The sequence below is a fragment of the Rodentibacter caecimuris genome, assembly GCF_010587025.1.
GTDB classification, from domain to species: Bacteria; Pseudomonadota; Gammaproteobacteria; order Enterobacterales; family Pasteurellaceae; genus Rodentibacter; species Rodentibacter caecimuris.
Map to the genome: position 1 here is coordinate 2,498,950 of NZ_CP040863.1, position 24,571 is coordinate 2,523,520.

Here is a 24,571-nt window from a genome sequence, read left to right on the forward strand (position 1 = left end):
TAATTCCTATATTAGAGTGAATAAAAATTTTCTGATAGAAAAATGTAGTCGGTATTCTATAAAATTTGACCGCACTTTTACAGCGGTTTTTCCATCACATTGTTCGTATTGTCTAAGTAAAGGTGAAATCTATGTCAAAAAATGATTCATTATCTACAACATTTGTCCATGGCGGGCGCAATAAACGATTCTCTCAGGGAGCGGTAAACCCCGTTATTCAACGTGCGTCATCTTTGGTTTTTGAAACGATAGCGGATAAAAAACACTGCACGAAAAATCGCTATAAAGGTGAATTATTTTATGGGCGTCGCGGCACCTTAACTCACTTTGCCTTACAAGATCTAATGTGTGAAATAGAGGGCGGAGCCGGTTGTTATCTTTATCCTTGCGGTGCAGCTGCAGTGACGAATGCGATTTTGTCTTTTGTGAAAAGCGGTGATCATATTTTGATGAGTGGTGCGGCTTATGAACCGACACAAGATTTCTGCAATGTTGTTTTGAAAAAAATGCAGGTTGATACGACTTATTATGATCCTTTAATCGGTGAGGGTATTGCTCAATTAATTCAACCGAATACTAAAGTTCTTTTTTTAGAATCACCGAGTTCTATTACGATGGAAGTACCGGATATTCCTACTATCGTAAAAGCTGCCCGTGCGATAAATCCTGAAATGGTGATAATGATTGATAATACTTGGGCAGCAGGCGTGTTATTTAAAGCATTAGAGCATGGGATTGATATTTCTATTCAAGCGGGGACGAAATATTTGGTGGGACACTCGGATGTGATGATTGGCACTGCGGTCGCAAATGACCGCACTTGGGATCAATTGCGTGAACATTCCTATTTGATGGGACAGATGGCGGATGCGGATTCGGCTTATACTACGTCTCGGGGCATTCGTACCTTAGCGGTGCGTTTAGCACAACATCATAAAAGCAGTGTTAAAGTGGCAAAATGGTTGAGTGAGCAACCGCAAGTGAAGGCGGTGTATCATCCTGCGTTACCAAGTTGTCCCGGACATGAGTTTTTCCAACGTGATTTTAGCGGTGCAAGCGGATTGTTTTCTTTTGAATTAAACCAACGTCTAACCGATACACAAGTCTCAACATTTATCGATCATTTCAAACTGTTTACGATGGCCTATTCATGGGGCGGGTTTGAATCGTTAATTTTGTGTAATCAACCGGAGGAAATTGCCAGAATTCGTCCAAATATTAAACGAAAACTAACCGGATCATTAATTCGTGTACATATCGGTTTTGAGAATGTTGATGAACTTATCGCCGATTTAAAAGCCGGATTTGAACGAATTGCTTGATTTCTTTTCTTATTTATTCAAAGGGCTTAATAGAATAAGCCCTTGTTTACTCATTCTTTGAGTTGATCTATCATACTTTCTGTTTTTTAATACAAAAGAGAGCACAATGAAGCATATTCATATCTTAGGCATTTGCGGCACATTTATGGGTGGTGTGGCAATGATCGCCAAGCAAATGGGGTATAAAGTTACCGGTTCGGATACAAATGTTTATCCACCGATGAGCACCTTTTTACAAGAGCAAAATATTGACATTATTCCGAATTATGACGTTGACCAACTCCAACCGGCACCGGATATAGTGATTATTGGAAATGCACTAAAACGCGGTAATCCTTGCGTGGAGTATGTGTTGGAAAATAGCTTGCCTTACACTTCCGGCCCGCAATGGTTGCATGATAATTTATTGAGAAATCGTTGGGTTTTAGCGGTTTCCGGTACGCATGGAAAAACCACCACAACCGGTATGCTGACATGGATCTTGGAACAAAATGATTTGAAACCCGGCTTTTTAATTGGTGGAATTGCCGGTAATTTTGGTACTTCCGCCCGTTTAGGGGAAAGCAATTTCTTCGTTATTGAAGCTGATGAATATGATACGGCGTTTTTTGATAAGCGTTCTAAGTTTGTTCATTACAACCCTAAAACCTTAATTATTAATAACATCAGTTTTGATCATGCGGATATTTTTGATGATCTAAAAGCGATTCAACGCCAGTTCCATCATATGATTCGTACTATTCCGGCAAGCGGGCGTATCCTTTCTTTTGTCAATGAACAAAGCGTAAAAGAGACGTTAGCCATGGGTTGTTGGTCTGAACAACAATTTATCGGGGAAGATAAAGAATGGTTCGCAGAACGTATTACAACGGATGCCTCCCATTTTGCGGTATTCCATGATGGTGAAAAAGTGGCTGAAGTGAAATGGAATGTGGTCGGTGTACATAATATGCATAATGCATTAATGGCAATTGCCGCAGCCTATCATATAGGTGTTCCTGTAGAAAAAGCTTGTGAGGCCTTAGGCTCTTTTGTTAATGCAAAACGCCGTTTGGAAGTAAAAGGCGAAGTTAATGGGGTTACGGTTTATGATGATTTCGCCCACCATCCGGAAGCCATTCTTGCAACATTGACCGCTTTACGTGACAAAGTCGGGGGAGGCGTTCGGATTCTTGCCGTATTGGAACCTCGTTCGAATACCATGAAAATGGGCGTGCATAAAGATGAAATTGCACCGGCATTAGGCAGAGCGGATGTCGTCTTTATGTTACAGCCGGATAATATTCCTTGGGAAGTGGCTGAAATTGCCGCACAGTGCGTACAACCTGCATATTGGACGGCAAATCTTGATAAGTTAGTTGATATGATCGTTGCAGAAGCACAACCTACGGATCATATTTTAGTCATGTCAAATGGAAGTTTTGGCGGCATTCACCAAAAGATTTTAGATAAATTAAAATAATTTTTTGATTAAAGTGCGGTTAGAAAATGAAATTTTTTCTGACCGCACTTTCGTTTTATTACTTGATTAGAAAGGAGAAAAAAATGGCTGATCCGCATATTCAATCCCCTATGGATATTTGGGATAAAATCACCGTGATTATTTATCGACTAGGGTTTATTATCGCCGCGTTTAGTATTTTGCTACTGACTTGGTTGCCAAGTTTGGCAGAAATCACCGTTTTAATTGCTGCGATTTGCTGTGCTTCGTCTTTACATATTTATCTCAAGCATTTTCGTTTAACTTTTCAATTTGCTACTTGGTTAGGCTTAGTTTGCTATATTTTAGGTTGGCACGAACTGGCATTAGGCGGTGCATTAGTCACACTAGGTGGGCTTTGTTTTAAAGAATATTTTTGTTTCCGTGTGCCGTTATTAAATTTACAGCCTATTTTTGTAGCAATACTATGGTTTGCTTGGGTATTTGAAGGCGGAATAATAACTCGAATTTTGTCGATTATTGTTGGCATGCTGATGTTACTTCTCGCGATACAAAAATGCCGAATGCCACTGCATTTTGATATTGGGGATAAAACAAAGTATCAGGTTTAAAATAAAAAAGAGCGGTCAATTTTACCGCTCTTTTTGTATCTTATGCGTGTAGATAGGTCACCACAACTAAGAAAACTTTTAATAGTGAGGCGTTGATTAAATCAATAAAGAATGCCCCCACCATTGGTACGATTAAAAAGGCTTTATGAGACGCACCGAAACGGCTGGTGATTGCTTGCATATTTGCAACCGCAGTAGGTGTTGCACCTAAACCAAAACCACAGTGCCCCGCGCTGAGTACAATCGCATCATAATCTTTACCCATTGCACGATATGTGACATAAATAGCGAAGAATGCCATGAAAGCAACTTGAATTGCTAGGATAACTAATACATCCGTGGCAAGACCGGCTAATTCCCAAAGTTTTAATGACATCAAGGCAATGGCTAAGAAAATGGATAAACCTACGCTACCTAAGACATCAATAGCGGAATCTGCCACACGGAATTTGAAAATATGTGCCAATACATTACGAATAATAACGCCAGTAAACAAACACCAAACGAAAGTTGGCAATTGTAATGCCGTGCCTTTTGTTATGCTATCTAGATATTGACCGATTAACAAACAGAAAGACATCATTGCAATGGTTTCAATGATGGAACGTGCATTGACTTTACGTTGGTAGGTTGGATGCTCAAAGGCTTCCTGTACATCATCAACTTCATCATTTTCCGGGTTTTCCCCTTGTTTTTGACGATTTAATAAGAAACGTGCCACCGGGCCGCCAATAATTCCCCCAAAAACTAAGCCGAATGTTGCACAGGCCATTGCGATTTCTGTCGCCGCCGGTAAGTTAAATTTTTTGATGAAGGTTTCAGCCCAAGCCACACCGGTACCATGACCACCGGTTAAAGTGACGGATCCGGCTAATAAACCATAGGCGGGATCAATCCCTAAAATTTGAGCACCGACAATGCCGATCACGTTTTGGAAGAAAATTAATGCCGCTGCAATAAATAGGAAAATAATGAGTGGTTTACCGCCCTTAATTAAACGGGCAAAGTTCGCACTTAAACCGATTGATGAGAAAAAAACTAACATCATTGTAGTTTGTAAACTTTTTTCAAAGGTAAATGAAGTACCATCCACTTGGTACCAAATTGACAGTGCGATAGCGATAATAAAACCGCCGACAACCGGTTCGGGAATGTTAAAGTTTTTAAGTACGCTAATGCGTTTTACTAAAAAATAGCCTAATAATAAAACAAGGCTGGCGAGTGCAAGTGTTTGATAAGTATCAAATACAATATTCACGAAATATCCTCCTGTAACTGGTTTCGAATAATTTAATTATGTGCAGGTTCGACGACCACAATATCCACATTACTATGTAAGCCACGGGGTAGTGGTGATCCTTTTCTGCCGCGTTCCGCTCGGAATTTTTGCAGTTCCTCCGGCTTTAATGTGATTTTTCTTTTGCCGGAGTGGAACTCAAGAGCGGCTTGATCTGAAATGAGCAATAATTTCACTAATAATTCGCTACGATCTTTTGCATGCGTCGCGGAAATACTCACGATTTTATTGCCTTTACCTTTTGATAATACCGGTAAATCTTGTACCGGGAAAATTAACATTCTGCCGGCTGAAGTCAAGGCAACGAGAAGTGCGCTTGAATCCGACAGAATTTTTGGCGCCAACACTTTGGCATTTTCCGGTAAAGAAATCAAGGCTTTTCCTGCTTTGTTACGTGCAATTAGATCTTCAAATTTACAAATGAAGCCATAGCCCGCATCAGATGACATTAATAATTCCTGCTGTTCCGGTTCCATGATGACATGCTCAATAGTGGCACCGACAGGCAGGGTTAATCTACCAGTGAGAGGTTCGCCCTGTGAACGGGCTGAAGGCAGGGTAAGCGGATCAACGGCATAGCTGCGTCCGGTGCTGTCAATAAATACGGCAGCTTGATTGCTTTTACCATAAGTATGCGCGCGATACTGATCACCGGCTTTATAACTTAATGCTTTCGGATCAATATCGTGCCCTTTCGCACAGCGTACCCAGCCCATTTTCGATAAAATGACGGTAACCGGTTCTGCCGGTGTCATCTCGCTTTCTGAAATGGCTTTTGCTTCTTCGCGCTCGACTAATTGCGACATCCGCGGACTGGCGTATTTTTTAGCATCTTCTTGGATTTCTTTTTTGATGAGCGTATTTAGGCGACGTTCCGATCCTAAAATCGTTTCTAAATTTGACCGCTCTTTTTCCAACTCATTTTGTTCGGCACGGAGTTGGTGTTCCTCTAATTTTGCTAAGTGACGCAAGCGTAAGTTTAAAATCGCATCGGCTTGTTCATCGCTTAAATTGAAACGCGCCATAAGTTCTGCTTTCGGTTCGTCTTCGTGACGAATAATTTCAATGACTTCATCGATGTTCAAAAATGCGATCATTAAGCCTTCTAAAATATGCAGACGGGAAAGCACTTTATCCAAGCGATATTGTAAACGGCGTGTGACGGTAGTACGGCGGAAATGCAGCCACTCATTGAGAATTTGCAATAACCCTTTTACTGCCGGTTTATGATCAAGCCCAATCATATTCATATTCACCCGATAGCTTTTTTCAAGATCGGTGGTGGCGAATAAATGTGCCATGAGGGCGTCGGTATCCACTCGATTGGAACGGGGCACGATGACAATACGAATCGGGTTTTCGTGATCGGCTTCATCACGAATATCTTCCACCATCGGCAATTTTTTTGCCGTCATTTGATCGGCAATTTGCGCAATGATTTTAGAGGGAGAAGCCTGATGTGGCAGGGCAGAAATAATGATTTCTCCGTCTTCTTTTTTCCATGTCGCGCGCATTTTGATCGAGCCGCGGCCTTGTTCGTAAATTTTACGAATTTCCGTTTTTGGCGAAATAATTTCCGCTTCCGTTGGAAAATCAGGTCCTTGTACAATGTCTAATAGATCATCAAGATTGGCTTTAGGATTATCAAGTAATAAAACGGCAGCATCGGCAATTTCATTAATATTATGAGGTGGAATATCCGTTGCCATTCCCACCGCAATCCCTGTTGTGCCGTTAAGCAAGATATGCGGTAAACGTGCAGGCAAATATTGCGGTTCTTCTAATGTACCGTCAAAGTTCGGTTGATAATCTACTGTGCCTTGGCCGAGTTCGGAAAGTAAAATTTCAGAAATTTTGGAAAGGCGTGATTCTGTATAACGCATTGCCGCAAAAGATTTAGGATCATCAGGCGCGCCCCAGTTACCTTGACCGTCCACCAACGGATAACGATAAGAAAAGGGCTGGGCCATCAATACCATCGCTTCATAGCAAGCGGAATCGCCGTGCGGATGGAATTTACCCAATACATCACCCACAGTACGGGCGGACTTTTTGTATTTTGCGGTGGCATTCAAGCCAAGCTCCGACATCGCATAGACAATACGGCGTTGAACGGGTTTTAATCCGTCACCGATAAAAGGTAACGCACGATCCATAATGACGTACATGGAATAATTAAGATAGGCACTTTCGGTAAAAGTGCGGAGCGGCATTTGTTCGATGCCTTCGTAGTTGATATTTGTGTTCATATAATTTTTTTCGGTTTATAAAATTCTTCTTCGTGATTAATCGGGGTTAAATGCTATCCCCAAAAAAATTATTAAAAATTTGACCGCACTTTATTGATTCTTTTCTATTATTTCTTGGTCGCGCCACTTTCCATATCTGCGTGGTAGTGCTGTGTCATCCCTTTGTGGCTATCGATTTCATAAGGAACGGGTTGTGGTTTTTGGGGATTAGGATCATTTCTAATTGGTTCATCTTTTAATTTACCGGAATAAATTGACGGATTTTTTTCTCCCGTCACGATAATTTGCCCCATTGTTCCTTTGTTAGCAGCACGAAACATAGAATGATCCATAAAGACATAAGTGCCGGGCACATCAATTTGGGTTTCAACAATGGTCGCACCGCCCGATGGAATGAGTGTGGTTTGAACATTGTGGTTGATTAATGTACCACCTTCCACATATACGTTATCAAACACCGCACCGATTAAATGGAATGATGAAATCAAATTAGGGCCGGCATTGCCGATAAATAAACGAATTTTTTCACCGGTTTTGGCTTTGAGTGCATTTTCTTCCATCATTGCGCCGACTTTTCCATTGAACAGCACATAATCGGGGCGTTCATCAATGGCTTTACTCATGCTAAAGGGTTGCAGACCGGACTCACCAAATCGTCCTTTCGTATAAAATTCACTTTGCATAATATAGAATTCACGATCGACTTCTGGTAAGCCTTCCTTCGGTTCAACTAAAATTAAGCCGTACATTCCCTTAGCAAGATGAACAGCAACCGGCTGACTACCGCAATGGTATAAATAAATGCCCGAACGCAATGCTTTAAATTGAAACGTACCGGTTCTGGTTGGTGCGGTTTCACTGGCGATAGCGCCCCCTATGGGTACGGCTGCCGCATGAAAATCAATACTATGCGACATCATTGAACTGGCAGAATTGGAAAGCTGTACTTCCACTATATCCCCTTCCCGTACCCGAATAAACGGCGCCGGCACATTGCCATTAAACGTCCAAAATTTATATTGGACGCCGTCCATTAATTCCATAATTTTTTCAAGTGCGGTCAGTTTTATTACCACTTTTGCCGGATAATTACGCTCGATCGGTTTGGGTACTTCCGGTGCCAAAGTGATTTCCGCCTCTATTTCCGGTAGGGGTTGTTCCGGCGATATTGGGGAATTGTTGTCTTCTGTTGCTTGCGCAGGCGGCATTTGTATTAAGCCGGCACCCAGTGTGAGCGTAGCGATACTTAATGTACTGTTTTTAAGGAAATCACGGCGTTGTTCATTCATTTTTTTACCTGCTTTGTTGTCAATTACACCGCTAAATCCACTTGATCGCCTTTGGTTTGTAGCCAATTTTTTCGATCTTCGGAACGTTTTTTCGCTAAAAGCATATCCATTAATTCTAGGGTTTCCGCCCCTTGTTCTTCATCGAAATGATAGGTTAATTGCACCAAACGACGGGTATTCGGATCCATGGTGGTTTCCCGTAATTGAGAAGGATTCATTTCGCCTAACCCTTTAAAACGTTGCACGTTTGGCTTACCTTTTTTGTTTTTTAGGCGATCTAAAATTGCCTCTTTTTCGCTTTCATCCAAGGCATAGAATACTTCTTTATTTAAATCAATGCGGTAAAGTGGCGGCATTGCCACATAAACATGTCCGTTTTGCACTAATTTTGGGAAATGACGTAAGAACAACGCGCAGAGCAGGGTGGCAATGTGTAAACCGTCTGAGTCCGCATCGGCGAGGATACAGACTTTGCCGTAGCGTAATTGGGATAGATCATCACTATCCGGATCGATTCCTAAGGCAACGGCAATGTCGTGAATTTCAGTGGAGCCGAGCACCTGTTCCGGTGAAACTTCCCACGTATTTAAAATTTTTCCCCGCAACGGCAAAATTGCCTGATATTCACGATCTCGGGCTTGCTTTGCCGAACCGCCCGCAGAATCGCCTTCTACTAAAAAAAGCTCGGTTTTTTCCAGATCTTGAGAGCCGCAATCCGCTAATTTACCCGGTAATGCCGGACCGCTAACGAGTTTTTTCCGTACCACTTTTTTGGCGGCACGCAAACGGCGTTGAGCAGAGCTGATCGCCATTTCAGCAAGTTTTTCCGCATCTTGTACATTTTGGTTTAGCCATAGGCTAAAGGAATCTTTTAACACACCGCTGACAAAGACCGCACTTTGGCGTGATGACAGGCGCTCTTTAGTTTGACCGGCAAATTGGGCATCTTGCATTTTTAGCGAAAGGATATAAGCACAGCGATCCCAAATATCATCGGCGGTGAGTTTTACGCTGCGAGGGAGTAAATTGCGGAATTCGCAAAATTCCCGTATCGCATCCAGTAAGCCTTGACGCAAACCATTGACATGTGTACCGCCTTGAATGGTGGGAATTAAATTTACATAGCTTTCGCCAATGAGTTCCCCTCCTTGTGGTAGCCACAATAATGCCCAGCTTACGGCTTCGTTTGTACCTTTAAATTCACCGACAAAGGGTTTTTCAGGCAAGGTTTCTTCACCATTAACGGCTTCAATGAGATAGTCGGATAAGCCGTCTTCATACAACCACACATCTTGAGTATTATTGACGTTATCAATAAATTTGATTTCAAGTCCGGAGCAGAGAACCGCCTTGGCACGCAATAAATGGCGCAGGCGGCTGACGGAAAATTTTGCACTGTCGAAATATTTCGGATTGGGTTTGAAATGAACGGTAGTTCCGGTAGTGCGTCTGCCGCAAGTGCCGATCACCTCAAGTTCTTCCACTTTTACGCCGTTTTCAAAGGCGATTTTATACACTTCGCCATTGCGTTTTACTTGAATATCAACCCGTTCGGAAAGGGCGTTCACCACAGAAATCCCCACACCGTGTAAGCCACCGGCAAATTCATAGTTCTTACTGGAAAATTTACCGCCCGCATGGAGTTTGGTTAAGATCACCTCTACACCGGAAACGCCTTCTGTGGGATGAATATCCACCGGCATTCCCCGACCGTTATCAATAACTTCGAGAGATTGATCGGCGTGTAAAATCACTTCAATTTTTGTTGCAAAACCGGCAAGGGCTTCGTCCACGCTATTATCAATGACCTCTTGTGCGAGGTGGTTTGGACGGGTGGTGTCGGTGTACATACCAGGGCGAATTTGCACCGGTTCGAGATCTTTTAAAACCGTAATTTCTTGAGCTGAATACTGAGTTGTCATTTTTAGGTTATTCATTAGATATAGAAAAATTGCGAGAGAGTGTATCAAAAAGTGCGGTTATTTTCGACCGCACTTTTTAGTTATATAAACTTGGATCACTTTCATTCGGGCGTGTTTTAAAACGACGATGTAGCCACATATATTGCTCTATGCCTTTCAGAATTTCTTTTTCTACCAGGCGGTTCATTCGTGTGCTAATGCTCGTTTCCTCCTCTAAATCCGTGAAATCTACCGGTGGCGAAATGCTTACCGTATAGCCGGAACCGTCTCGATTGCGAAGTGGCGCAAAGGGGATGATTTTGCTTTTCGGAGAGGATTTTAATAAATAGTAGCTGCCGGTGGTGGTACAAGCGTCGGGTACGGCAAAAAACGGCACAAATACGGCATTTTTTCGGCCATAATCGTGATCTGGCGCATACCAAATGGTTTCCCCATGGCGTAACGCTTTAATCATGCCGCGAAGATCTTTACGATCCAACATATCCTTGTTAGAACGCAAGCGTCCTTGTGTTTGTAACCAGTCCAAAAGCGGGTTGTCATTCGGGCGATATACCCCTAATCCGGGGTGATGTAACCCCACAATACGGGCACCGAGCTCTAAGGTGAGAAAATGTACCCCCACAAAAATAATGCCGTCCTGTTGATGATCTTTTAGATGATGTAGCCCCTCAATTTTCGACCACTTCTTTATGCGCGCATCAGACCAAAACCATGCCATACCGGTTTCAATAATTGCCATGCCGACGGCACGCAAATTTTCTTGTAATAGGATTTCCCGTTCATTTTCCGGCATATCGGGAAAGCAAAGCTCAAGATTGCGGCGTGTAATCGCGACACGGCGTTTGCCGATTTTTAAGTGGGAAAAAAGCCACCCCAAGCCGTTACCAATGTGGCGTAAAATCGGGTAGGGTAGGAGTAAAATTGCACGCCAAAGGGCAACGCCAAACCAGAATCCCCAATATTTAGGCGCAAGAAAAGCACGTTGAAATGTAGGGAGTTTGTTATTTTTCATTATCATTCTCCGTGAAATTGCGCGGTAGTTTAACGCAAAAATGACTTGTGGTAAAATCACGCCAATTTTTTACAAGAGAGAATAGCATGGCTCAGTATTTAGCAGAATTTAAACAGGCAAAAGTCCTTGTATTAGGCGATGTAATGCTTGATCGTTATTGGTTTGGCGCAACCAACCGAATTTCACCGGAGGCACCGGTGCCGGTGGTACGTGTGCAAGAAAATGAGGAACGTGCCGGTGGGGCGGCGAATGTCGCGATGAATATCGCTTCACTGAATGTACCGGTTCAGTTGATGGGATTAATTGGGCAGGATGAGACCAGCGCGGCGTTATCTGATTTGCTGAACGATCAACATATTGATTGTAATTTTGTGGCATTAAGCAGCCATCCGACGATTACCAAATTGCGTATTTTATCCCGTCATCAGCAGCTTTTACGCCTTGATTTTGAAGAAGATTTTAATAATGTAGATTGTCAGGATTTACTTGCTAAACTGGAAAGTGCGGTCAAAAATTACGGTGCTTTAGTGCTTTCCGATTATGGCAAAGGTACGTTAAAAGAAGTGCAAAAAATGATTCGGATTGCACGTAAAGCTAATGTGCCAGTGTTAATTGATCCGAAAGGCACGGATTTTGAGCGTTACCGTGGGGCGACCTTACTCACACCAAATATGACGGAATTTGAAGCCGTAGTGGGCAAGTGCAATACGGAAGAAGAAATCATTGAAAAAGGCTTGAAATTGATTTCAGACATCGAATTGACCGCACTTTTGATCACCCGTTCCGAAAAAGGGATGACCTTACTTCGTCCAAATCAAGAGCCTTATCATTTGCCAACGGTGGCGAAAGAAGTCTTTGATGTAACTGGCGCAGGCGATACGGTAATTAGTGTGTTGGCGACAGCTCTGGCAGATGCCCGTTCTTTTGAAGAAGCCTGTTATTTGGCGAATGTCGCCGCGGGTATTGTAGTAGGTAAATTGGGTACTTCAACAGTGTCTAATGTGGAACTTGAAAATGCGATTCACGCCCGTCCGGAAAGCGGTTTCGGTATCATGACTGAAACACAGCTCAAAGAGGTTGTCGCACAAGCGAAAGCCCGTGGTGAAAAAATTGTGATGACAAATGGCTGTTTTGATATTTTGCACCCGGGACACGTGTCTTATCTTGAAAATGCCCGTAAATTGGGGGATCGTTTAATCGTTGCGGTAAACAGTGATGAATCTGTAAAACGATTAAAAGGCGAAAGTCGCCCTATCAACAATCTTGATACCCGTATGGCTGTATTGGCAGGATTATCGTCGGTAGATTGGCTTGTTCCTTTTACGGAAGATACGCCGCAACGCTTGATTGGTGATGTATTACCGGATTTATTAGTGAAAGGCGGTGATTATAAACCGGAAGAGATTGCCGGTAGCCAAGAAGTTTGGGCAAATGGCGGGGAGGTGAAAGTGCTAAATTTTGAAAACGGTTGTTCCACCACAAATGTGATTGAGAAAATTAAATTGCTAAAAGATTAATAGAGGAAAGGTTGGAAAATTCCAACCTTTTTACTTTAATGTTTTTTTCATCATAATATCTGTTTGCGGATCGGTTCCCATCATAAAAGTATGCTTATCAAATTTGACGAAGCCGTTTTTTCGATAGAAATTTTGTGCTTTGTAATTATGCTCCCATACGCCAAGCCAGATATAATCCGCCTGATGTTGCTCGGCAAGTTTTAAGGCTTTGCGATACAAGACTTGCCCCACGCCTTTGCCGTGATATTGATTTAATACATAAATACGCTGAATTTCTACCGCACTTGGATCTTGTAATTCCGTTTGCGCTGCGCCGAAATTGACTTTGAGATAGCCGAGCATTTCTCCTTGTTGCTCTGCGACATAAAAATGCATTTCTTCATTTTTTAATTCGCTCTCAAGTTGGGTGAGATTAAAGCTATTTTCTAAATAATGTTGCATATCTTCATCGCTACAAGTGCCGACGAAAGTCTCAAAAAAAGTTTGTTTGCCTAGCGTTTGGAGCGATTCAAGATCGTTTAAGGTGAGTTTCCTAATATTTAATTGATTTTCCATTCGTAATTTAACCATTCGTTATTTTGTTGTGCTCCTAACTTCTCGTAAAAATGCTTTCCGGCTTCATTCCAAGGAGCAACCGTCCATTTTATTTGCAGGCAACCGTGATTTTGAGCTTCTACTTTTAGGGCTTGCATTAATTTTTCACCGATTTGTTGTCCACGGTAATGTTCGTCAATATAGAGTTCTTTGAGATAAATAGCAGGGCGGTTTTGAGCGGTATAAGGCAGAAAATAATAAACGGCAATGCCAACAATATTTTCCTTATCAGCGGCAACGAGACAATAAAAATCCGGCGGATTTTTATTAAAACCACATTCTTCTACAATTTCAGGTGTAATTGCAAAGCTATCAATATAGTGTTCAAAAATGGCGAGTTCTTTCATTAAACGCCACATTTTGTTGCAATCTTGCCGTTGAGCTTTTCTAATTAGAATATTCATTGTCATCTCCTCGTTTTTGGTTAAGTTGGTGTGAAAAAATATTGAGTAACTGCTCAACCTCTGTTAAAAGTGCGGTCAATTTTTCGGGAGAATATTGCTGTTCGGTTTGCCATTCAATTTGAGTAATCTATGAGATGATTGGCTCAATAAACATTTTGCCTTGTTCGGTCAATCCAATTTGTTTGCTGCGTTTATCTTTTTCATCGGTGATAAATTGAAGATAGCCTTTGCTATCAAGTTGTTTACAGATTGATGTAACGGTTTGTTTTGGTAAACTCCAACGTTCCCCAATGGCTGTTGGGGAAGATGTCCCATTGCGTCCAATATGGTAGAGAAAATGGAGTTCGTTTAAGGTGATGCCTCGCTGTTTCGCCCAATTTGCATAGAGAGAGGATAGTTTTGCTGAAAGATCAGAAAGTTTATCGAATTGTGTTAGCATTATTAGTCCTATTTCGGTGTTTTTTGGTATTTTAGTACGAAATAAGATTAAATAAAGAGCGTGATGGGGGATATGGTAGGTATTACTTGCTTTTACCATACACAATAGATAGAATGCCAATTCCTTGTCATCGCTGGGTTAGAGATCGGCGAATGATGTATCAACAACACTACCTTTTAGGAGTAAAAAATGTCTCTAAGTACTGAAAAAAAAGCGGCAATCGTTGCTGAATTTGGTCGCGATGCGAAAGATACCGGTTCTTCCGAAGTTCAAATCGCATTATTAACTGCACAAATCAACCACTTACAAGCTCACTTTGCAGAGCATAAAAAAGACCACCATGGTCGTCGTGGTTTATTACGTATGGTTTCTCGTCGTCGTAAACTTTTAGACTACTTAAAACGTACGGATCTTGCTTTATATCAAAGCACCATCGCACGTTTAGGTTTACGTCGCTAATTTTTATTACGATAAAAAACAATTTAGCCCTCAATTTTTGAGGGCTTTTTGTATCTACAGTATATTGAAATAGTTGTTTTTGTCACATCGTACCGTGAAAAAATCGGTATTACGTAGCAGCTGCATAAACTTAGATTTTATCTCATTGGTAGGGACGCCACGCTGGCATCCGTAAAAATCAAATGATTTCAAAAAATTGTACGGCGAACGCCGGCGTGGCGTTCCTTAAATTGTGCATTTGCCACATAATGCCGGAAAAAATAAAAAGTGCGGTCGAAATTAACCGCACTTTTACTATTCGGGTTTTGCTTCTTCAATGGGGATGTTATCTAACACCTCCCATAAGCTACCACTAGGGGTTGATTGATTAGTTGGGGAAAGAGAATCTGTCGCTGAAGACGAGCAAAAACTTTGTCCTTTATTCGCCCAGACAGGAATAATTCGGCTGCTGCCGCAATCCCAACTGCCATATTGGCTAATGCCAACCCATTTTATTGCGGCGGGCTTTTGCAGTTTTAATTTTTCAATATAAACACGGTTGAGATAGTCTTTATAAATTTGTAATGCGCCGGAGGCTCCGGTGAGTTTAGTTTCTCCGTTATCATCGCGTCCCAGCCAGATGGTGCTGACATTTCGCCCGTCAATTCCAACAAACCAAGTATCTCGCGCATCATTTGTCGTTCCGGTTTTACCGGCAAGTTGAAGTCCGGCATAATCATTTTGTAGGCTGCGTGCCGTGCCGCGTTCGACAGTCTTTTGCATAGCGAATAAAGTTTGGAATGCCGCCTCTTGTGGCACCACTTGCTTAGCGCTTTTATCATGCTGATAAATCAGATTGCCTTGACGATCGGTGATACTGTCTATCGTGGTTAATTCAATCCTACCGCCTTGGTTTGCAATAGTCTGATAAAGTTTTGTTACGTCATAAGGTGAAATCGTATAAGCGCCAAGCAACATCGCAGGCACTTTAGGGATTTCTACATTATCCCAGCCCATCGCTTTTTGTGTGTCGATAACATTTTTCAAACCCACTTTCATACCAATATTCACCGTTGGGATATTTAACGAACGGGCGAGCGCATCCATCAGCATTACCGAACCGCTATATTTACGATCATAGTTACGCGGTTGCCAAGGCGGGCTCCCTTTTATATTAATTGTGATCGGTTGGTTATTAATCGGCGTGTTCAAACGGAATTGTTCGGGGTTGGAAAGTGCGGCCAAATAAATGGACGGTTTTACCAGTGAGCCAATTTGGCGTTTTGCCATTAATGCACGGTTGAAACCGGCATACTGTGTTTGTAATCCGCCTACGACCGAACGAATTTCGCCGGTGTGATAATCAGCCACAATCATCGCCCCTTCTAAATGAGGATTTTTCGTTTGTACTTGCAATTTAGAAACCGTATTTACCACGGCATTTTCCGATTGTTCTTGTTGTTTTAAATCCATTGTGGTGAAAATGCGTGCACCGAGTAAACCGGATATTTTGAGATCGCCAAGTTGGCGGCGTAAATCACTTTGTAAGGTTTGAATAAATGCCGGATATTTACGTGAAATTTGTCCTTTGGCTTGCACGCCGAGCGGGCGTTTACTGAGTAATTCATAAAGCTCGCCACCGATCATTTGATGATCCAGCATTAACTTTAGTACTACATTACGGCGTTCAAGGGCATTTTGCGGGTTACGCCAAGGATTATATAGGGAAGGGCCTTTTACCATGCCCACTAATAAGGCAATTTGATCAAGGCTAATTTCACGAATGGAACGCCCGAAATAAAATTGACTGGCAAGTTCAAAACCATGGATTTGAGTATCACCATTTTGCCCGAGGTAAATTTCATTGAGGTAGGTTTCAAGGATACGGTTTTTGTTATAACGCCAGTCTAAAATGAGGGACATTAACGCTTCATTGGCTTTGCGTGTAATAGTACGTTCGCTTGATAAAAAAAGGTTTTTGACTAATTGTTGGGTTAATGTGCTGCCGCCTTGTACGGTTTGTCCGGCACGAACATTGGCAATTAATGCGCGTATGATCCCAATAGGATTGATCCCGCTATGTTCGTAAAAACGGCGATCCTCAGTTAAAATTAGCGCGTCAATCAATAAACGCGGGTAATTTTGTAGGGGAATCGCAAGACGATCTTCGTTGTCTGATTCCAACATCGCGATAAGTTTAGGAGCAAGGCGAAATTCATCAATAGCTTGTACTGCGACAAGATCTTCAATTCGGCTTAATTTATTGTCGCTAAAACGCAGGCGTAATACCCGTTGCGGTTCAGGTTTGTCAGGGAAAGGGAAAGCACGGCGTAGAACCACGATAGTGTCATCTTCTAATTTAAAATCGCCGGGTGCTGCAACCATCGTTGTTTGACGGTATTCGTTATCAAGCAAAATTCGAACGACTTCATCAAACGCAAGATTATCGGCGATTTTGACACGTTCAATACGGCTATATACTTCGGCCGGTAAATGCCAAATTTGCCCATCCATTTTTGAACGAATTTGCCAATCCAAATAGCCGCCATAAAATATTGCAAGGACGGTTGCTGTGAAACCGGCTTTGAGTAGAAACATCTTAAAAGCGCGACGTTTTCTTGGATTCGTCTGTTGATTTTCTTCTTGTTCGTGATTTTCTGTGGTCATAGCGGGTTATTTGATAAAATCAATATAGGCTTCAAGAAAATGAATAAAATCTTGTGTACCGCAAAAAGCGATACTTTCTTCATCATAATAATGGAAATTATCTTCTAATATTGTCTCGGATTCTATAACAAGATTATTGGCACGCACCATTACTTCGTCAGCATTGAGAAAGAGTGAGTATTCCGCACCGATTAAGCGTTTTTCTTGGTTTTCGGTTAATTGCCGTGCAGTAGAAAGTGCGGTCAAAATCGCTGTTGGATTTGACCGCACTTCAGTATTAAACCAGTTTGCAAGAGCTATATGTTCCATTGAGCATTTCGCTGAAATATTGCCTTGGTGAGAGGTAAATTGAAAATCCATGTTAAATGCTAAAAGACGAGCCACAGCCGCAAGTGCTGGTGGCGTTCGGATTATCTACGACGAAACGGGAGCCTTCCAATCCTTCGATATAATCCACCGTACCACCGATTAAGTATTGTAAACTCATTGGATCAATCACAAGCTGAACACCGGATTTTTCAATGGTTAAGTCCCCCTCGTTTACTTTTTCATCAAAGGTAAAACCATATTGGAAACCGCTGCAACCACCGCCGGTGATGTACACACGAAGTTTGAGGGCACTATTTTCTTCCTCGCTAATTAAACTTTTTACTTTATTCGCTGCCGCATCGGTAAATGTTAGCGGCACAGCAATATTATCTGTCATAATATTTCCCACTTTCCTAAATTTGAATTGGGCTATTATCCAATAACCGACTAATGCATTCAAGATTTTTCACGGAAATCGTGCTATAATCCGCACCCCGTTGTATTAAGTGAGGGAATAAAATGACTATTCCATTAAGAACCGAAAAAGAAGTGATAAAACTGCGTGAAGCTTGCAAATTGGCTTCTGACGTATTGGTGATGATTGAACCTTATGTGAAAGCCGGCGTGACAACAGGAGAATTAGATCGCATTTGTCACGAATATATGGTAAACGAACAAAAAGTCATTCCTGCCTGCTTAAATTATCATGGCTTTCCAAAAGCGACCTGTATTTCTATTAATGAGGTGGTTTGCCATGGTATTCCCAGTTCGGATAAGATTTTGAAAAACGGCGATATTGTAAACATTGATGTCACAGTGATTAAAGACGGTTATTTTGGCGATAACTCCAAAATGTATATTGTTGGCGGTGAAACCAATATACGCAGTAAAAAACTGGTGGAGGCAGCACAAGAAGCGCTCTATGTGGGATTACGTACGGTTAAACCGGGTATTCGTTTAAATGAAATTGGCAAATCGGTACAAAAATATACGGAAAGTCAAGGTTTTAGCGTAGTGCGTGAATATTGCGGTCATGGGATTGGCACGGAGTTTCATTGTGAGCCGCAAGTGTTACACTATTATGCTGATGATGGCGGCGTGATTTTAAAACCGGGTATGGTATTTACTATTGAGCCGATGATTAACGCCGGTAAGAAGGAAGTGCGGGTAATGGCAGACGGTTGGACGGTTAAAACCAAAGATCGAAGTCACTCGGCACAGTATGAACACCAGATTGTGGTAACGGAAAACGGCTGTGAAGTAATGACCATTCGTGATGAAGAAATTGCGGAAGGGCGAATCCAACGCATTATGGTGAATATTTAATTTGATGATAAAGCCTACTGTTGTGGGCTTTATTTTTATAGTGCAAGCCAAAGATAGCAAGGCAACTAAAATAATGACACTTTTTCCTTTTGAACCCCATTCGCTTTTCACTCCAAGTGCGGTCAAAATTCAACGAGAAAATCTCAAAGAATTTGAACGAGAACATTTTTCTCAGTACTCCATTTTTGAACTGATTAAAAATCGCTGTGATTTTTATGATGCCTTATTGCGAAAGTTATGGGATGAAATGGGGTTGAGCGGACAACCGCAGCTCTCGCTTATTGCTGTGGGCGGTTATGGTCGGCAAGAAACTTTTCCGCTTTCCGATTTGGATTTTTTAATCTTGACGGAACGGGAACTCAATCCTAATGAAAAAGAAAAGATCGCAAAATTTGTTCAGTTTTTATGGGATTGCGGTTTTGAAGTCGGGCATAGTGTGCGCACACTGGCGCAGTGTGACAGTGACGGTAAACAGGATATTACGATTGCGACAAATTTGCTTGAAGCAAGATTTCTTGTTGGAAATTTACCGCACTTTGAAGCGCTTTGTGAACTGGTAAAACGTGATGAGTTTTGGGCAAAAGAAGCCTTTTTTAATGCGAAAGTGCAGGAGCAGAGCGAGCGTTATCAACGTTATCATAACACTGCTTATAATCTTGAACCCGATATTAAATATAGTCCCGGAGGTTTACGGGATCTGCATTTACTATATTGGGTGGCACTGCGCCATACAGGGGCGCTAACTCTGGAGGCGATTTTACAAAGCGGTTTTATTTATCCGCAAGAATACCTACAGTTACAAGAAAGTCAGGCTTTTCTTTTTAAAGTGCGCTTTGCCTTGCATTTGATTTTAAAACGCTATGACAACCGTTTGTTGTTTGATCGACAAATTAAAGTCAGTGAATTACTTGGTTTTCAGGGCGAGGGGAATCAAGGTGTAGAAAAAATGATGAAACGGTTTTTTCAAGCGTTACACCGCATTTCGCTGATTAGTAATATATTAATTCAACATTATCGTGAGCATTTTTTATCTCCGCTTTATGATGTTTTTATTCATCAATTGGATGATGATTTTGACTTGATAAATGAACGCTTGTGTTTGCGTAAACCGGATTTATTTTTTCATCAGCCTGAGCGTATTCTCGATCTGTTTTTTTATTTAACCCAATTTGAACAGGCAACGATTCATTCTGAAACTCTACGAAAATTACAACTTGCACTTGAACAATTGCCGAACAAATTGTGTGAGATTCCCGCTGCACGCGAAAAGTTTTTGCGTTTGTTTAATCAGAAAAATGCCATTTCCCGTGCTTTCATTCCAATGCATCAGTACGGCGTGATCACCGCTTATCTTCCGCAATGGCAGGCAATTGAAGGGTTAATGCAATTTGATTTATTTCATATTTATACCGTGGATGAACATACTTTGCGGGTTATGTTAAAGCTGGAAAGTTTTTCCCATAAAGAAACCGAATCGGAACATCCGATTTGTTATCAAATAGTTAGCCGACTTTCTGACCGCACTTTATTGTATGTTGCCGCCTTATTTCATGATATCGCCAAAGGGCGGGGCGGGGATCATGCAGTATTAGGTGCGGCGGATGTAGCTGAATTTGCTCGATTGCATGGATTTGACCGACGGGAAATCAATACATTAAGTTGGTTGGTGGAAGCACATTTATTGATGTCGATTACCGCTCAGCGGCGTGATATTTATGATCCCGAAGTGGTGATGAATTTTGCCGAAACGGTACAAAATCAGGTTAGACTTGATTACTTAACTTGTCTCACGGTGGCGGATATTTGTGCAACCAATGGTTCACTCTGGAATAGCTGGAAACGCTCACTTTTTTCTTCTTTGTATGATTCGACTAAACAACAATTTAGCCAAGGCATGGTAGCGTTATTGGATTACTCGGAAAAATTGGAAGAGAATCGCCGTTTAGCTATGGCTATTTTGCAAGCTGATTTTCCAACTATGTCGGAAGAAAAAATTCATCAATTGTGGGCACGTTGCCCTGATGAATATTTTCTACGCAATAGCGCAAAACAAATCGCCGGGCATTCCGCATTATTGGTAGATTTTTCCGGTGAGTTATTGGTTAAGGTAACGAATCGCTTTTCTTTTGGGGGAACGGAGGTTTTCATTTATTGCCGAGATCAAGCACAGTTATTCAATAAAGTCGTCAGTACAATTGGGGTGAAAAAATTCAGTATTCACGATGCGCAAATTATCACCGCACAAGATGGTTATGTGTTTGATAGCTTTATTATTACGGAGCTTAATGGGGAGTTAGTAAAATTTGATCGTCGTCGGGAATTAGAAAATGCGTTGATTCAAGTATTACATAGTGATAAGTATCAACAATCTAGAATTTTTCCGAATCGCCAATTACAGCATTTTACGGTTAGAACAGAAGTGCGTTTTTTACACGAAAGTAAAACGGAACATACCGAAATGGAACTGGTTGCGTTAGATAAACCGGGCTTATTGGCGGAAATCAGTCAAATATTTAATGCTCTTCATTTAACTTTATTTAATGCAAAAATTACGACCGTAGGTGAAAAAGTGGAGGATTTCTTTATTTTGAGAAATCGTATGAATAAAGCCTTAACTTTAGAGGAAAGAACGCATTTACGTGAAGTAATTGAGCGGAGAATCTAAGGAAAAAGTGCGGTCAATTTTAACCGCACTTTTTTATGAATTAAGCGAGGGAGCGGAAGGCAATATCGGCAGCTTCCAATGTTTTGGCAATATCTTCATCAGTATGTGCTAAAGACATAAAGCCGGCTTCAAATGCCGAAGGGGCAAGATATACACCTAAATCCAGCATCTTATGGAAGAAAATTTTGAATTTTTCCGTATCACATTTCATGACTTCAGCATAAGAGGTTACTTCTTTTTGATCAGTAAAGAAAATACCGAACATACCGCCTACATAATTTACTACGAACGGCACATTATACTTTTCTGCCAAAGCTTTTAAACCGACACAAAGTTTTTCGGTTTTCTCGGTGAGCTTTTGTTCATTTCCTGCTTTTTTTAATTCATTTAAACAAGCTAAGCCTGCCGCCATAGCAATAGGATTGCCGGAAAGCGTACCGGCTTGGTAAACCGGACCGGTTGGTGCGAGGTATTCCATTACTGCTTTTTTGCCACCTACGGCACCCACCGGCATACCTCCGCCAATGACTTTGCCTAGTGTGGTCAGATCCGGTGTTACGCCGTAGTAAGATTGAGCACCGGCAAGCGCTACGCGAAAACCGGTCATGACTTCATCAATAATGAAAAGTGCGCCATAGTTGTCGCAAAGTTCACGTAATCCTTGCAAGAAACCGGCTTTTGGCGGAATACAATTCATATTGCCTGCAACGGGTTCGATAATGACGCAAGCAATGCTATCAGGAAATTGTTCAAATAATTGCTTTACAGAATCTAAATTGTTGTATTCCGCCGTGAGCGTATGTTTAGCAAAATCTTCCGGAACCCCGGGAGAACTTGGTTGTCCCAGTGTTAATGCACCGGAACCGGCTTTGACTAAAAGTGAGTCGGAATGACCGTGGTAACAACCTTCAAATTTTAAAATTTTATCACGTCCGGTGTAGCCGCGGGCAAGGCGAATGGCGGTCATCGTGGCTTCAGTGCCTGAACTCACCATTCTGACCATTTCAATAGAGGGCATTAGTTGGCAAACCAGTTCGGCAAGATCAATTTCGGAAGGAGTTGGCGCACCGAAACTCAATCCGTTTTCAGCCGCTTTCAATACGGCATTTAAAATAGTGGGATGGTTATGCCCCAGAATCATAGGCCCCCAAGAGCCAACATAATCAATATATGGTTTATTATCCGTATCATAAATATAAGCACCTTGTGCTTTCTGAATAAATATTGGTGTTCCTCCTACTCCTTTAAAGGCACGTACAGGAGAATTGACGCCACCGGGAATAATTTGTTGTGCACGAGAAAAAAGTGCGGTTGAATTTGTCATTGTTTTTCCTTGAGTATAAAAAAGTGCTGCTATTGTACTGAAAAATACAGGCATTGTTAAAAATATCTTTCTTGCTAAATTTTCCTTATGTTATCCTTTACAAAAATTATAAAGGTCAATCTATGTTAAGTCTTATTGTTACTTTTCTTGGCGCATTTCTGACCTTAATGGTAATGCGCCCTATTGCGAATAAAATCGGTTTGGTCGATAAACCGAATTACCGCAAACGTCACCAAGGCGCAATTCCATTAATTGGCGGTGTATCTCTTTTTATGGGAAACCTCTGTTATTACTTAATGGAGTGGGATCAACTTCGTCTTCCTTATTTGTACTTATTTAGTATTTTTGTATTGCTTGCGATTGGTATTTTAGACGATCGCTTTGATATTAGCCCATTTCTACGGGCAGGAATTCAATCTTTATTGGCTATTTTGATGATTGATTTAGGGAATGTCTATCTTGATCATTTTGGACAAATTTTAGGACCTTTCCAATTAACGCTTGGCTCTATCGGGTTGGTTATTACTGTGTTTGCAACCATTGCAATTATTAATGCTTTTAATATGATTGACGGTATTGATGGTTTGCTTGGTGGTTTGTCCTGTGTCTCTTTTGCCGCAATTGGTATTTTAATGTTTCGTGATGGGCAAATGGATATGGCGCATTGGAGTTTTGCTTTAATTGCTGCAATGCTACCTTACCTCATGTTAAACCTAGGGATTCCGTTGGGGACAAAATATAAGGTGTTTATGGGGGATGCGGGGAGTACATTAATTGGCTTTACGATTATTTGGATTTTGCTTCTAAGTACGCAAGGTAAAGGTCATCCGATGAATCCGGTGACCGCACTTTGGATTATTGCGATTCCACTCATTGATATGGTATCCATCATCTATCGCCGTTTACGCAAAGGGAAAAGCCCTTTTCGTCCCGACCGATTACATGTTCATCATCTGATGGTACGAGCAGGTTTGAATTCCCGTCAGGCATTTTTGTTGATTACATTTTTTGCTGCGGTTTGTGCTGCAATTGGAATTTTAGGAGAAGTGTATTACGTAAATGAATGGATAATGTTTATTGGCTTTATTATTTTATTTTTTCTTTATGCTTATTCGATTACAAAAGCATGGAAAATAACCCGCTGGATAAGAAGAACAAAGCGTAGAGCGAGAAGAAATAAAGGATAAATTTATTCTTTTTCGTTTATTTAAAACTAAAATATAAACAGAAAATTTATAAAATCTATGCAAATTGCACAAAAAATTATCTTTCAAAAAAAAATTACAAAAAAGTGCTAGACAAGGTATTCTGAAATCATTAATATACGCCCCGCAACGACGCAGCAACGCGTTCGTAGCTCAGTTGGATAGAGCGTTGGCCTCCGGAGCCAAAGGTCGCAAGTTCGAATCTTGTCGAGCGCGCCAGAGTCAATGCAATCTTCAATGGTGGCTATAGCTCAGTTGGTAGAGCCCTGGATTGTGATTCCAGTTGTCGTGGGTTCGAATCCCATTAGCCACCCCATCTTTTTATAAGATTTTATCGGCGAGTAGCGCAGCTTGGTAGCGCAACTGGTTTGGGACCAGTGGGTCGTAGGTTCAAATCCTATCTCGCCGACCATTTTTGCTCTTTAACAACGAATCAGACAATCTGTGTGGGCACTTGTTAATAGACTTGTTAAAATATTTTTAATTTTGAAGTCTTAATAGGTGCTTAAACTAGAAATTCATTATTACTTTTTATAGTAG

20 protein-coding genes and 3 tRNA genes are annotated in these 24,571 nt (G+C 41.4%); 11 read left to right on the forward strand and 12 right to left on the reverse strand.

All coding sequences use genetic code 11. The features are described from left to right. Nucleotides 1–131: 131 nt before the first annotated feature. From metC to FEE42_RS12130, 3 genes are all read left to right on the forward strand, one after another. Entirely contained in the window at nt 132–1,322 is a 1,191-nt protein-coding gene (gene metC, locus FEE42_RS12120) for a cystathionine beta-lyase (RefSeq protein WP_059366780.1), read from the forward strand. Between the two features lie 106 nt (nt 1,323–1,428). Then, the gene (gene mpl / locus FEE42_RS12125; RefSeq protein ID WP_164028742.1) at nt 1,429–2,784 is read left to right on the forward strand and encodes a UDP-N-acetylmuramate:L-alanyl-gamma-D-glutamyl-meso-diaminopimelate ligase; all 1,356 of its coding nucleotides are present in this window, start codon (nt 1,429–1,431) and stop codon (nt 2,782–2,784) included. A gap of 83 nt (nt 2,785–2,867) precedes the next feature. Then, nucleotides 2,868–3,374 (forward strand): DUF2301 domain-containing membrane protein, encoded by a 507-nt coding sequence (locus FEE42_RS12130; protein WP_059366777.1) that lies wholly within the window; start codon nt 2,868–2,870, stop codon nt 3,372–3,374. 40 nt (nt 3,375–3,414) lie between these two features. Here the strand turns inward: FEE42_RS12130 and gltS are convergent, their stop codons facing one another. The 5 genes from gltS to FEE42_RS12155 all read right to left on the reverse strand — a co-directional run bounded on the left by gltS (nt 3,415) and on the right by FEE42_RS12155 (nt 11,143). Continuing rightward, nucleotides 3,415–4,632, reverse strand: coding sequence for a sodium/glutamate symporter (gene gltS / locus FEE42_RS12135; RefSeq protein WP_059366775.1), 1,218 nt, complete (start codon nt 4,630–4,632; stop codon nt 3,415–3,417). Between the two features lie 32 nt (nt 4,633–4,664). Continuing rightward, complete coding sequence (gene parC, locus FEE42_RS12140) at nt 4,665–6,920, reverse strand: DNA topoisomerase IV subunit A (protein WP_164028743.1); 2,256 nt, start codon at nt 6,918–6,920, stop codon at nt 4,665–4,667. Nucleotides 6,921–7,027: 107 nt separating this feature from the next. Then, nucleotides 7,028–8,209, reverse strand: coding sequence for a copper-containing nitrite reductase (nirK, locus tag FEE42_RS12145; protein ID WP_164028744.1), 1,182 nt, complete (start codon nt 8,207–8,209; stop codon nt 7,028–7,030). A 23-nt stretch (nt 8,210–8,232) separates the two neighbouring features. Continuing rightward, on the reverse strand, nt 8,233–10,131 hold the full coding sequence (gene parE / locus FEE42_RS12150; protein ID WP_164028745.1) for a DNA topoisomerase IV subunit B: 1,899 nt from the start codon (nt 10,129–10,131) through the stop codon (nt 8,233–8,235). A gap of 76 nt (nt 10,132–10,207) precedes the next feature. After that, nucleotides 10,208–11,143 (reverse strand): Kdo(2)-lipid IV(A) acyltransferase, encoded by a 936-nt coding sequence (locus tag FEE42_RS12155; protein WP_059366767.1) that lies wholly within the window; start codon nt 11,141–11,143, stop codon nt 10,208–10,210. Nucleotides 11,144–11,229: 86 nt separating this feature from the next. On the opposite strand from FEE42_RS12155, the gene hldE reads away from it, so the two are divergent. Then, nucleotides 11,230–12,660: a bifunctional D-glycero-beta-D-manno-heptose-7-phosphate kinase/D-glycero-beta-D-manno-heptose 1-phosphate adenylyltransferase HldE gene (hldE, locus tag FEE42_RS12160; protein ID WP_164028746.1), complete on the forward strand. Its 1,431-nt coding sequence runs from the start codon at nt 11,230–11,232 to the stop codon at nt 12,658–12,660. Between the two features lie 30 nt (nt 12,661–12,690). Here hldE and FEE42_RS12165 read toward each other — a convergent pair whose 3' ends face one another. The 3 genes from FEE42_RS12165 to FEE42_RS12175 all read right to left on the reverse strand — a co-directional run bounded on the left by FEE42_RS12165 (nt 12,691) and on the right by FEE42_RS12175 (nt 14,097). Then, nucleotides 12,691–13,215, reverse strand: coding sequence for a GNAT family N-acetyltransferase (locus FEE42_RS12165; protein ID WP_059366763.1), 525 nt, complete (start codon nt 13,213–13,215; stop codon nt 12,691–12,693). After that, nucleotides 13,200–13,658: a GNAT family N-acetyltransferase gene (locus FEE42_RS12170; protein WP_059366761.1), complete on the reverse strand. Its 459-nt coding sequence runs from the start codon at nt 13,656–13,658 to the stop codon at nt 13,200–13,202. The genes FEE42_RS12165 and FEE42_RS12170 overlap by 16 nt, the downstream gene beginning before the upstream one ends. 127 nt (nt 13,659–13,785) lie before the next feature. Continuing rightward, complete coding sequence (locus tag FEE42_RS12175; protein WP_237184435.1) at nt 13,786–14,097, reverse strand: MarR family winged helix-turn-helix transcriptional regulator; 312 nt, start codon at nt 14,095–14,097, stop codon at nt 13,786–13,788. Between the two features lie 189 nt (nt 14,098–14,286). On the opposite strand from FEE42_RS12175, the gene rpsO reads away from it, so the two are divergent. After that, nucleotides 14,287–14,556 (forward strand): 30S ribosomal protein S15, encoded by a 270-nt coding sequence (gene rpsO, locus FEE42_RS12180; RefSeq protein WP_005628925.1) that lies wholly within the window; start codon nt 14,287–14,289, stop codon nt 14,554–14,556. 294 nt (nt 14,557–14,850) lie between these two features. On the opposite strand, the gene mrcB is transcribed toward rpsO, so the two are convergent. The 3 genes from mrcB to erpA are packed head-to-tail and all read right to left on the reverse strand — an operon-like array spanning nt 14,851 to nt 17,908. Next, complete coding sequence (mrcB, locus tag FEE42_RS12185) at nt 14,851–17,202, reverse strand: penicillin-binding protein 1B (protein ID WP_164028747.1); 2,352 nt, start codon at nt 17,200–17,202, stop codon at nt 14,851–14,853. A gap of 6 nt (nt 17,203–17,208) precedes the next feature. Continuing rightward, entirely contained in the window at nt 17,209–17,562 is a 354-nt protein-coding gene (locus FEE42_RS12190; RefSeq protein ID WP_164028748.1) for a YacL family protein, read from the reverse strand. 1 nt (nt 17,563) lies between these two features. After that, nucleotides 17,564–17,908 (reverse strand): iron-sulfur cluster insertion protein ErpA, encoded by a 345-nt coding sequence (gene erpA / locus FEE42_RS12195; protein WP_059366753.1) that lies wholly within the window; start codon nt 17,906–17,908, stop codon nt 17,564–17,566. Between the two features lie 122 nt (nt 17,909–18,030). On the opposite strand from erpA, the gene map reads away from it, so the two are divergent. Both map and glnD read left to right on the forward strand, forming a co-directional pair. Next, nucleotides 18,031–18,837 (forward strand): type I methionyl aminopeptidase, encoded by an 807-nt coding sequence (gene map / locus FEE42_RS12200; RefSeq protein ID WP_059366751.1) that lies wholly within the window; start codon nt 18,031–18,033, stop codon nt 18,835–18,837. A 73-nt stretch (nt 18,838–18,910) separates the two neighbouring features. After that, a complete protein-coding gene (gene glnD / locus FEE42_RS12205) occupies nt 18,911–21,502 on the forward strand; it encodes a bifunctional uridylyltransferase/uridylyl-removing protein GlnD (RefSeq protein ID WP_164028749.1) in 2,592 nt (863 codons plus the stop codon). A 40-nt stretch (nt 21,503–21,542) separates the two neighbouring features. Here the strand turns inward: glnD and hemL are convergent, their stop codons facing one another. Beyond that, complete coding sequence (gene hemL, locus FEE42_RS12210; RefSeq protein WP_059366745.1) at nt 21,543–22,826, reverse strand: glutamate-1-semialdehyde 2,1-aminomutase; 1,284 nt, start codon at nt 22,824–22,826, stop codon at nt 21,543–21,545. A gap of 122 nt (nt 22,827–22,948) precedes the next feature. Between hemL and wecA the strand changes: the two genes are divergently transcribed. From wecA to FEE42_RS12230, 4 genes are all read left to right on the forward strand, one after another. Continuing rightward, nucleotides 22,949–24,013, forward strand: coding sequence for a UDP-N-acetylglucosamine--undecaprenyl-phosphate N-acetylglucosaminephosphotransferase (gene wecA, locus FEE42_RS12215; protein ID WP_059366743.1), 1,065 nt, complete (start codon nt 22,949–22,951; stop codon nt 24,011–24,013). A 160-nt stretch (nt 24,014–24,173) separates the two neighbouring features. Continuing rightward, nucleotides 24,174–24,250 (forward strand) — tRNA-Arg (locus FEE42_RS12220). Nucleotides 24,251–24,271: 21 nt separating this feature from the next. Then, nucleotides 24,272–24,347 (forward strand) — tRNA-His (locus FEE42_RS12225). Between the two features lie 19 nt (nt 24,348–24,366). Beyond that, nucleotides 24,367–24,443 (forward strand) — tRNA-Pro (locus FEE42_RS12230). Nucleotides 24,444–24,571: the final 128 nt, after the last annotated feature.

Excerpts from the sequence above, each read along its gene's own strand:
- FEE42_RS12175 (WP_237184435.1), bottom strand. The coding sequence starts at position 14,097 with ATGCTAACACAATTCGATAAACTTTCTGATCTTTCAGCAAAACTATCC.
- nirK (WP_164028744.1), bottom strand. The coding sequence starts at position 8,209 with ATGAATGAACAACGCCGTGATTTCCTTAAAAACAGTACATTAAGTATC.
- glnD (WP_164028749.1), top strand. The coding sequence starts at position 18,911 with ATGACACTTTTTCCTTTTGAACCCCATTCGCTTTTCACTCCAAGTGCG.
- FEE42_RS12190 (WP_164028748.1), bottom strand. The coding sequence starts at position 17,562 with ATGGATTTTCAATTTACCTCTCACCAAGGCAATATTTCAGCGAAATGC.
- FEE42_RS12165 (WP_059366763.1), bottom strand. The coding sequence starts at position 13,215 with ATGGAAAATCAATTAAATATTAGGAAACTCACCTTAAACGATCTTGAA.
- mrcB (WP_164028747.1), bottom strand. The coding sequence starts at position 17,202 with ATGACCACAGAAAATCACGAACAAGAAGAAAATCAACAGACGAATCCA.
- parC (WP_164028743.1), bottom strand. The coding sequence starts at position 6,920 with ATGAACACAAATATCAACTACGAAGGCATCGAACAAATGCCGCTCCGC.
- FEE42_RS12130 (WP_059366777.1), top strand. The coding sequence starts at position 2,868 with ATGGCTGATCCGCATATTCAATCCCCTATGGATATTTGGGATAAAATC.
- FEE42_RS12155 (WP_059366767.1), bottom strand. The coding sequence starts at position 11,143 with ATGAAAAATAACAAACTCCCTACATTTCAACGTGCTTTTCTTGCGCCT.
- FEE42_RS12170 (WP_059366761.1), bottom strand. The coding sequence starts at position 13,658 with ATGAATATTCTAATTAGAAAAGCTCAACGGCAAGATTGCAACAAAATG.
- erpA (WP_059366753.1), bottom strand. The coding sequence starts at position 17,908 with ATGACAGATAATATTGCTGTGCCGCTAACATTTACCGATGCGGCAGCG.
- hldE (WP_164028746.1), top strand. The coding sequence starts at position 11,230 with ATGGCTCAGTATTTAGCAGAATTTAAACAGGCAAAAGTCCTTGTATTA.
- rpsO (WP_005628925.1), top strand. The coding sequence starts at position 14,287 with ATGTCTCTAAGTACTGAAAAAAAAGCGGCAATCGTTGCTGAATTTGGT.
- hemL (WP_059366745.1), bottom strand. The coding sequence starts at position 22,826 with ATGACAAATTCAACCGCACTTTTTTCTCGTGCACAACAAATTATTCCC.
- map (WP_059366751.1), top strand. The coding sequence starts at position 18,031 with ATGACTATTCCATTAAGAACCGAAAAAGAAGTGATAAAACTGCGTGAA.
- mpl (WP_164028742.1), top strand. The coding sequence starts at position 1,429 with ATGAAGCATATTCATATCTTAGGCATTTGCGGCACATTTATGGGTGGT.
- metC (WP_059366780.1), top strand. The coding sequence starts at position 132 with ATGTCAAAAAATGATTCATTATCTACAACATTTGTCCATGGCGGGCGC.
- wecA (WP_059366743.1), top strand. The coding sequence starts at position 22,949 with ATGTTAAGTCTTATTGTTACTTTTCTTGGCGCATTTCTGACCTTAATG.
- parE (WP_164028745.1), bottom strand. The coding sequence starts at position 10,131 with ATGACAACTCAGTATTCAGCTCAAGAAATTACGGTTTTAAAAGATCTC.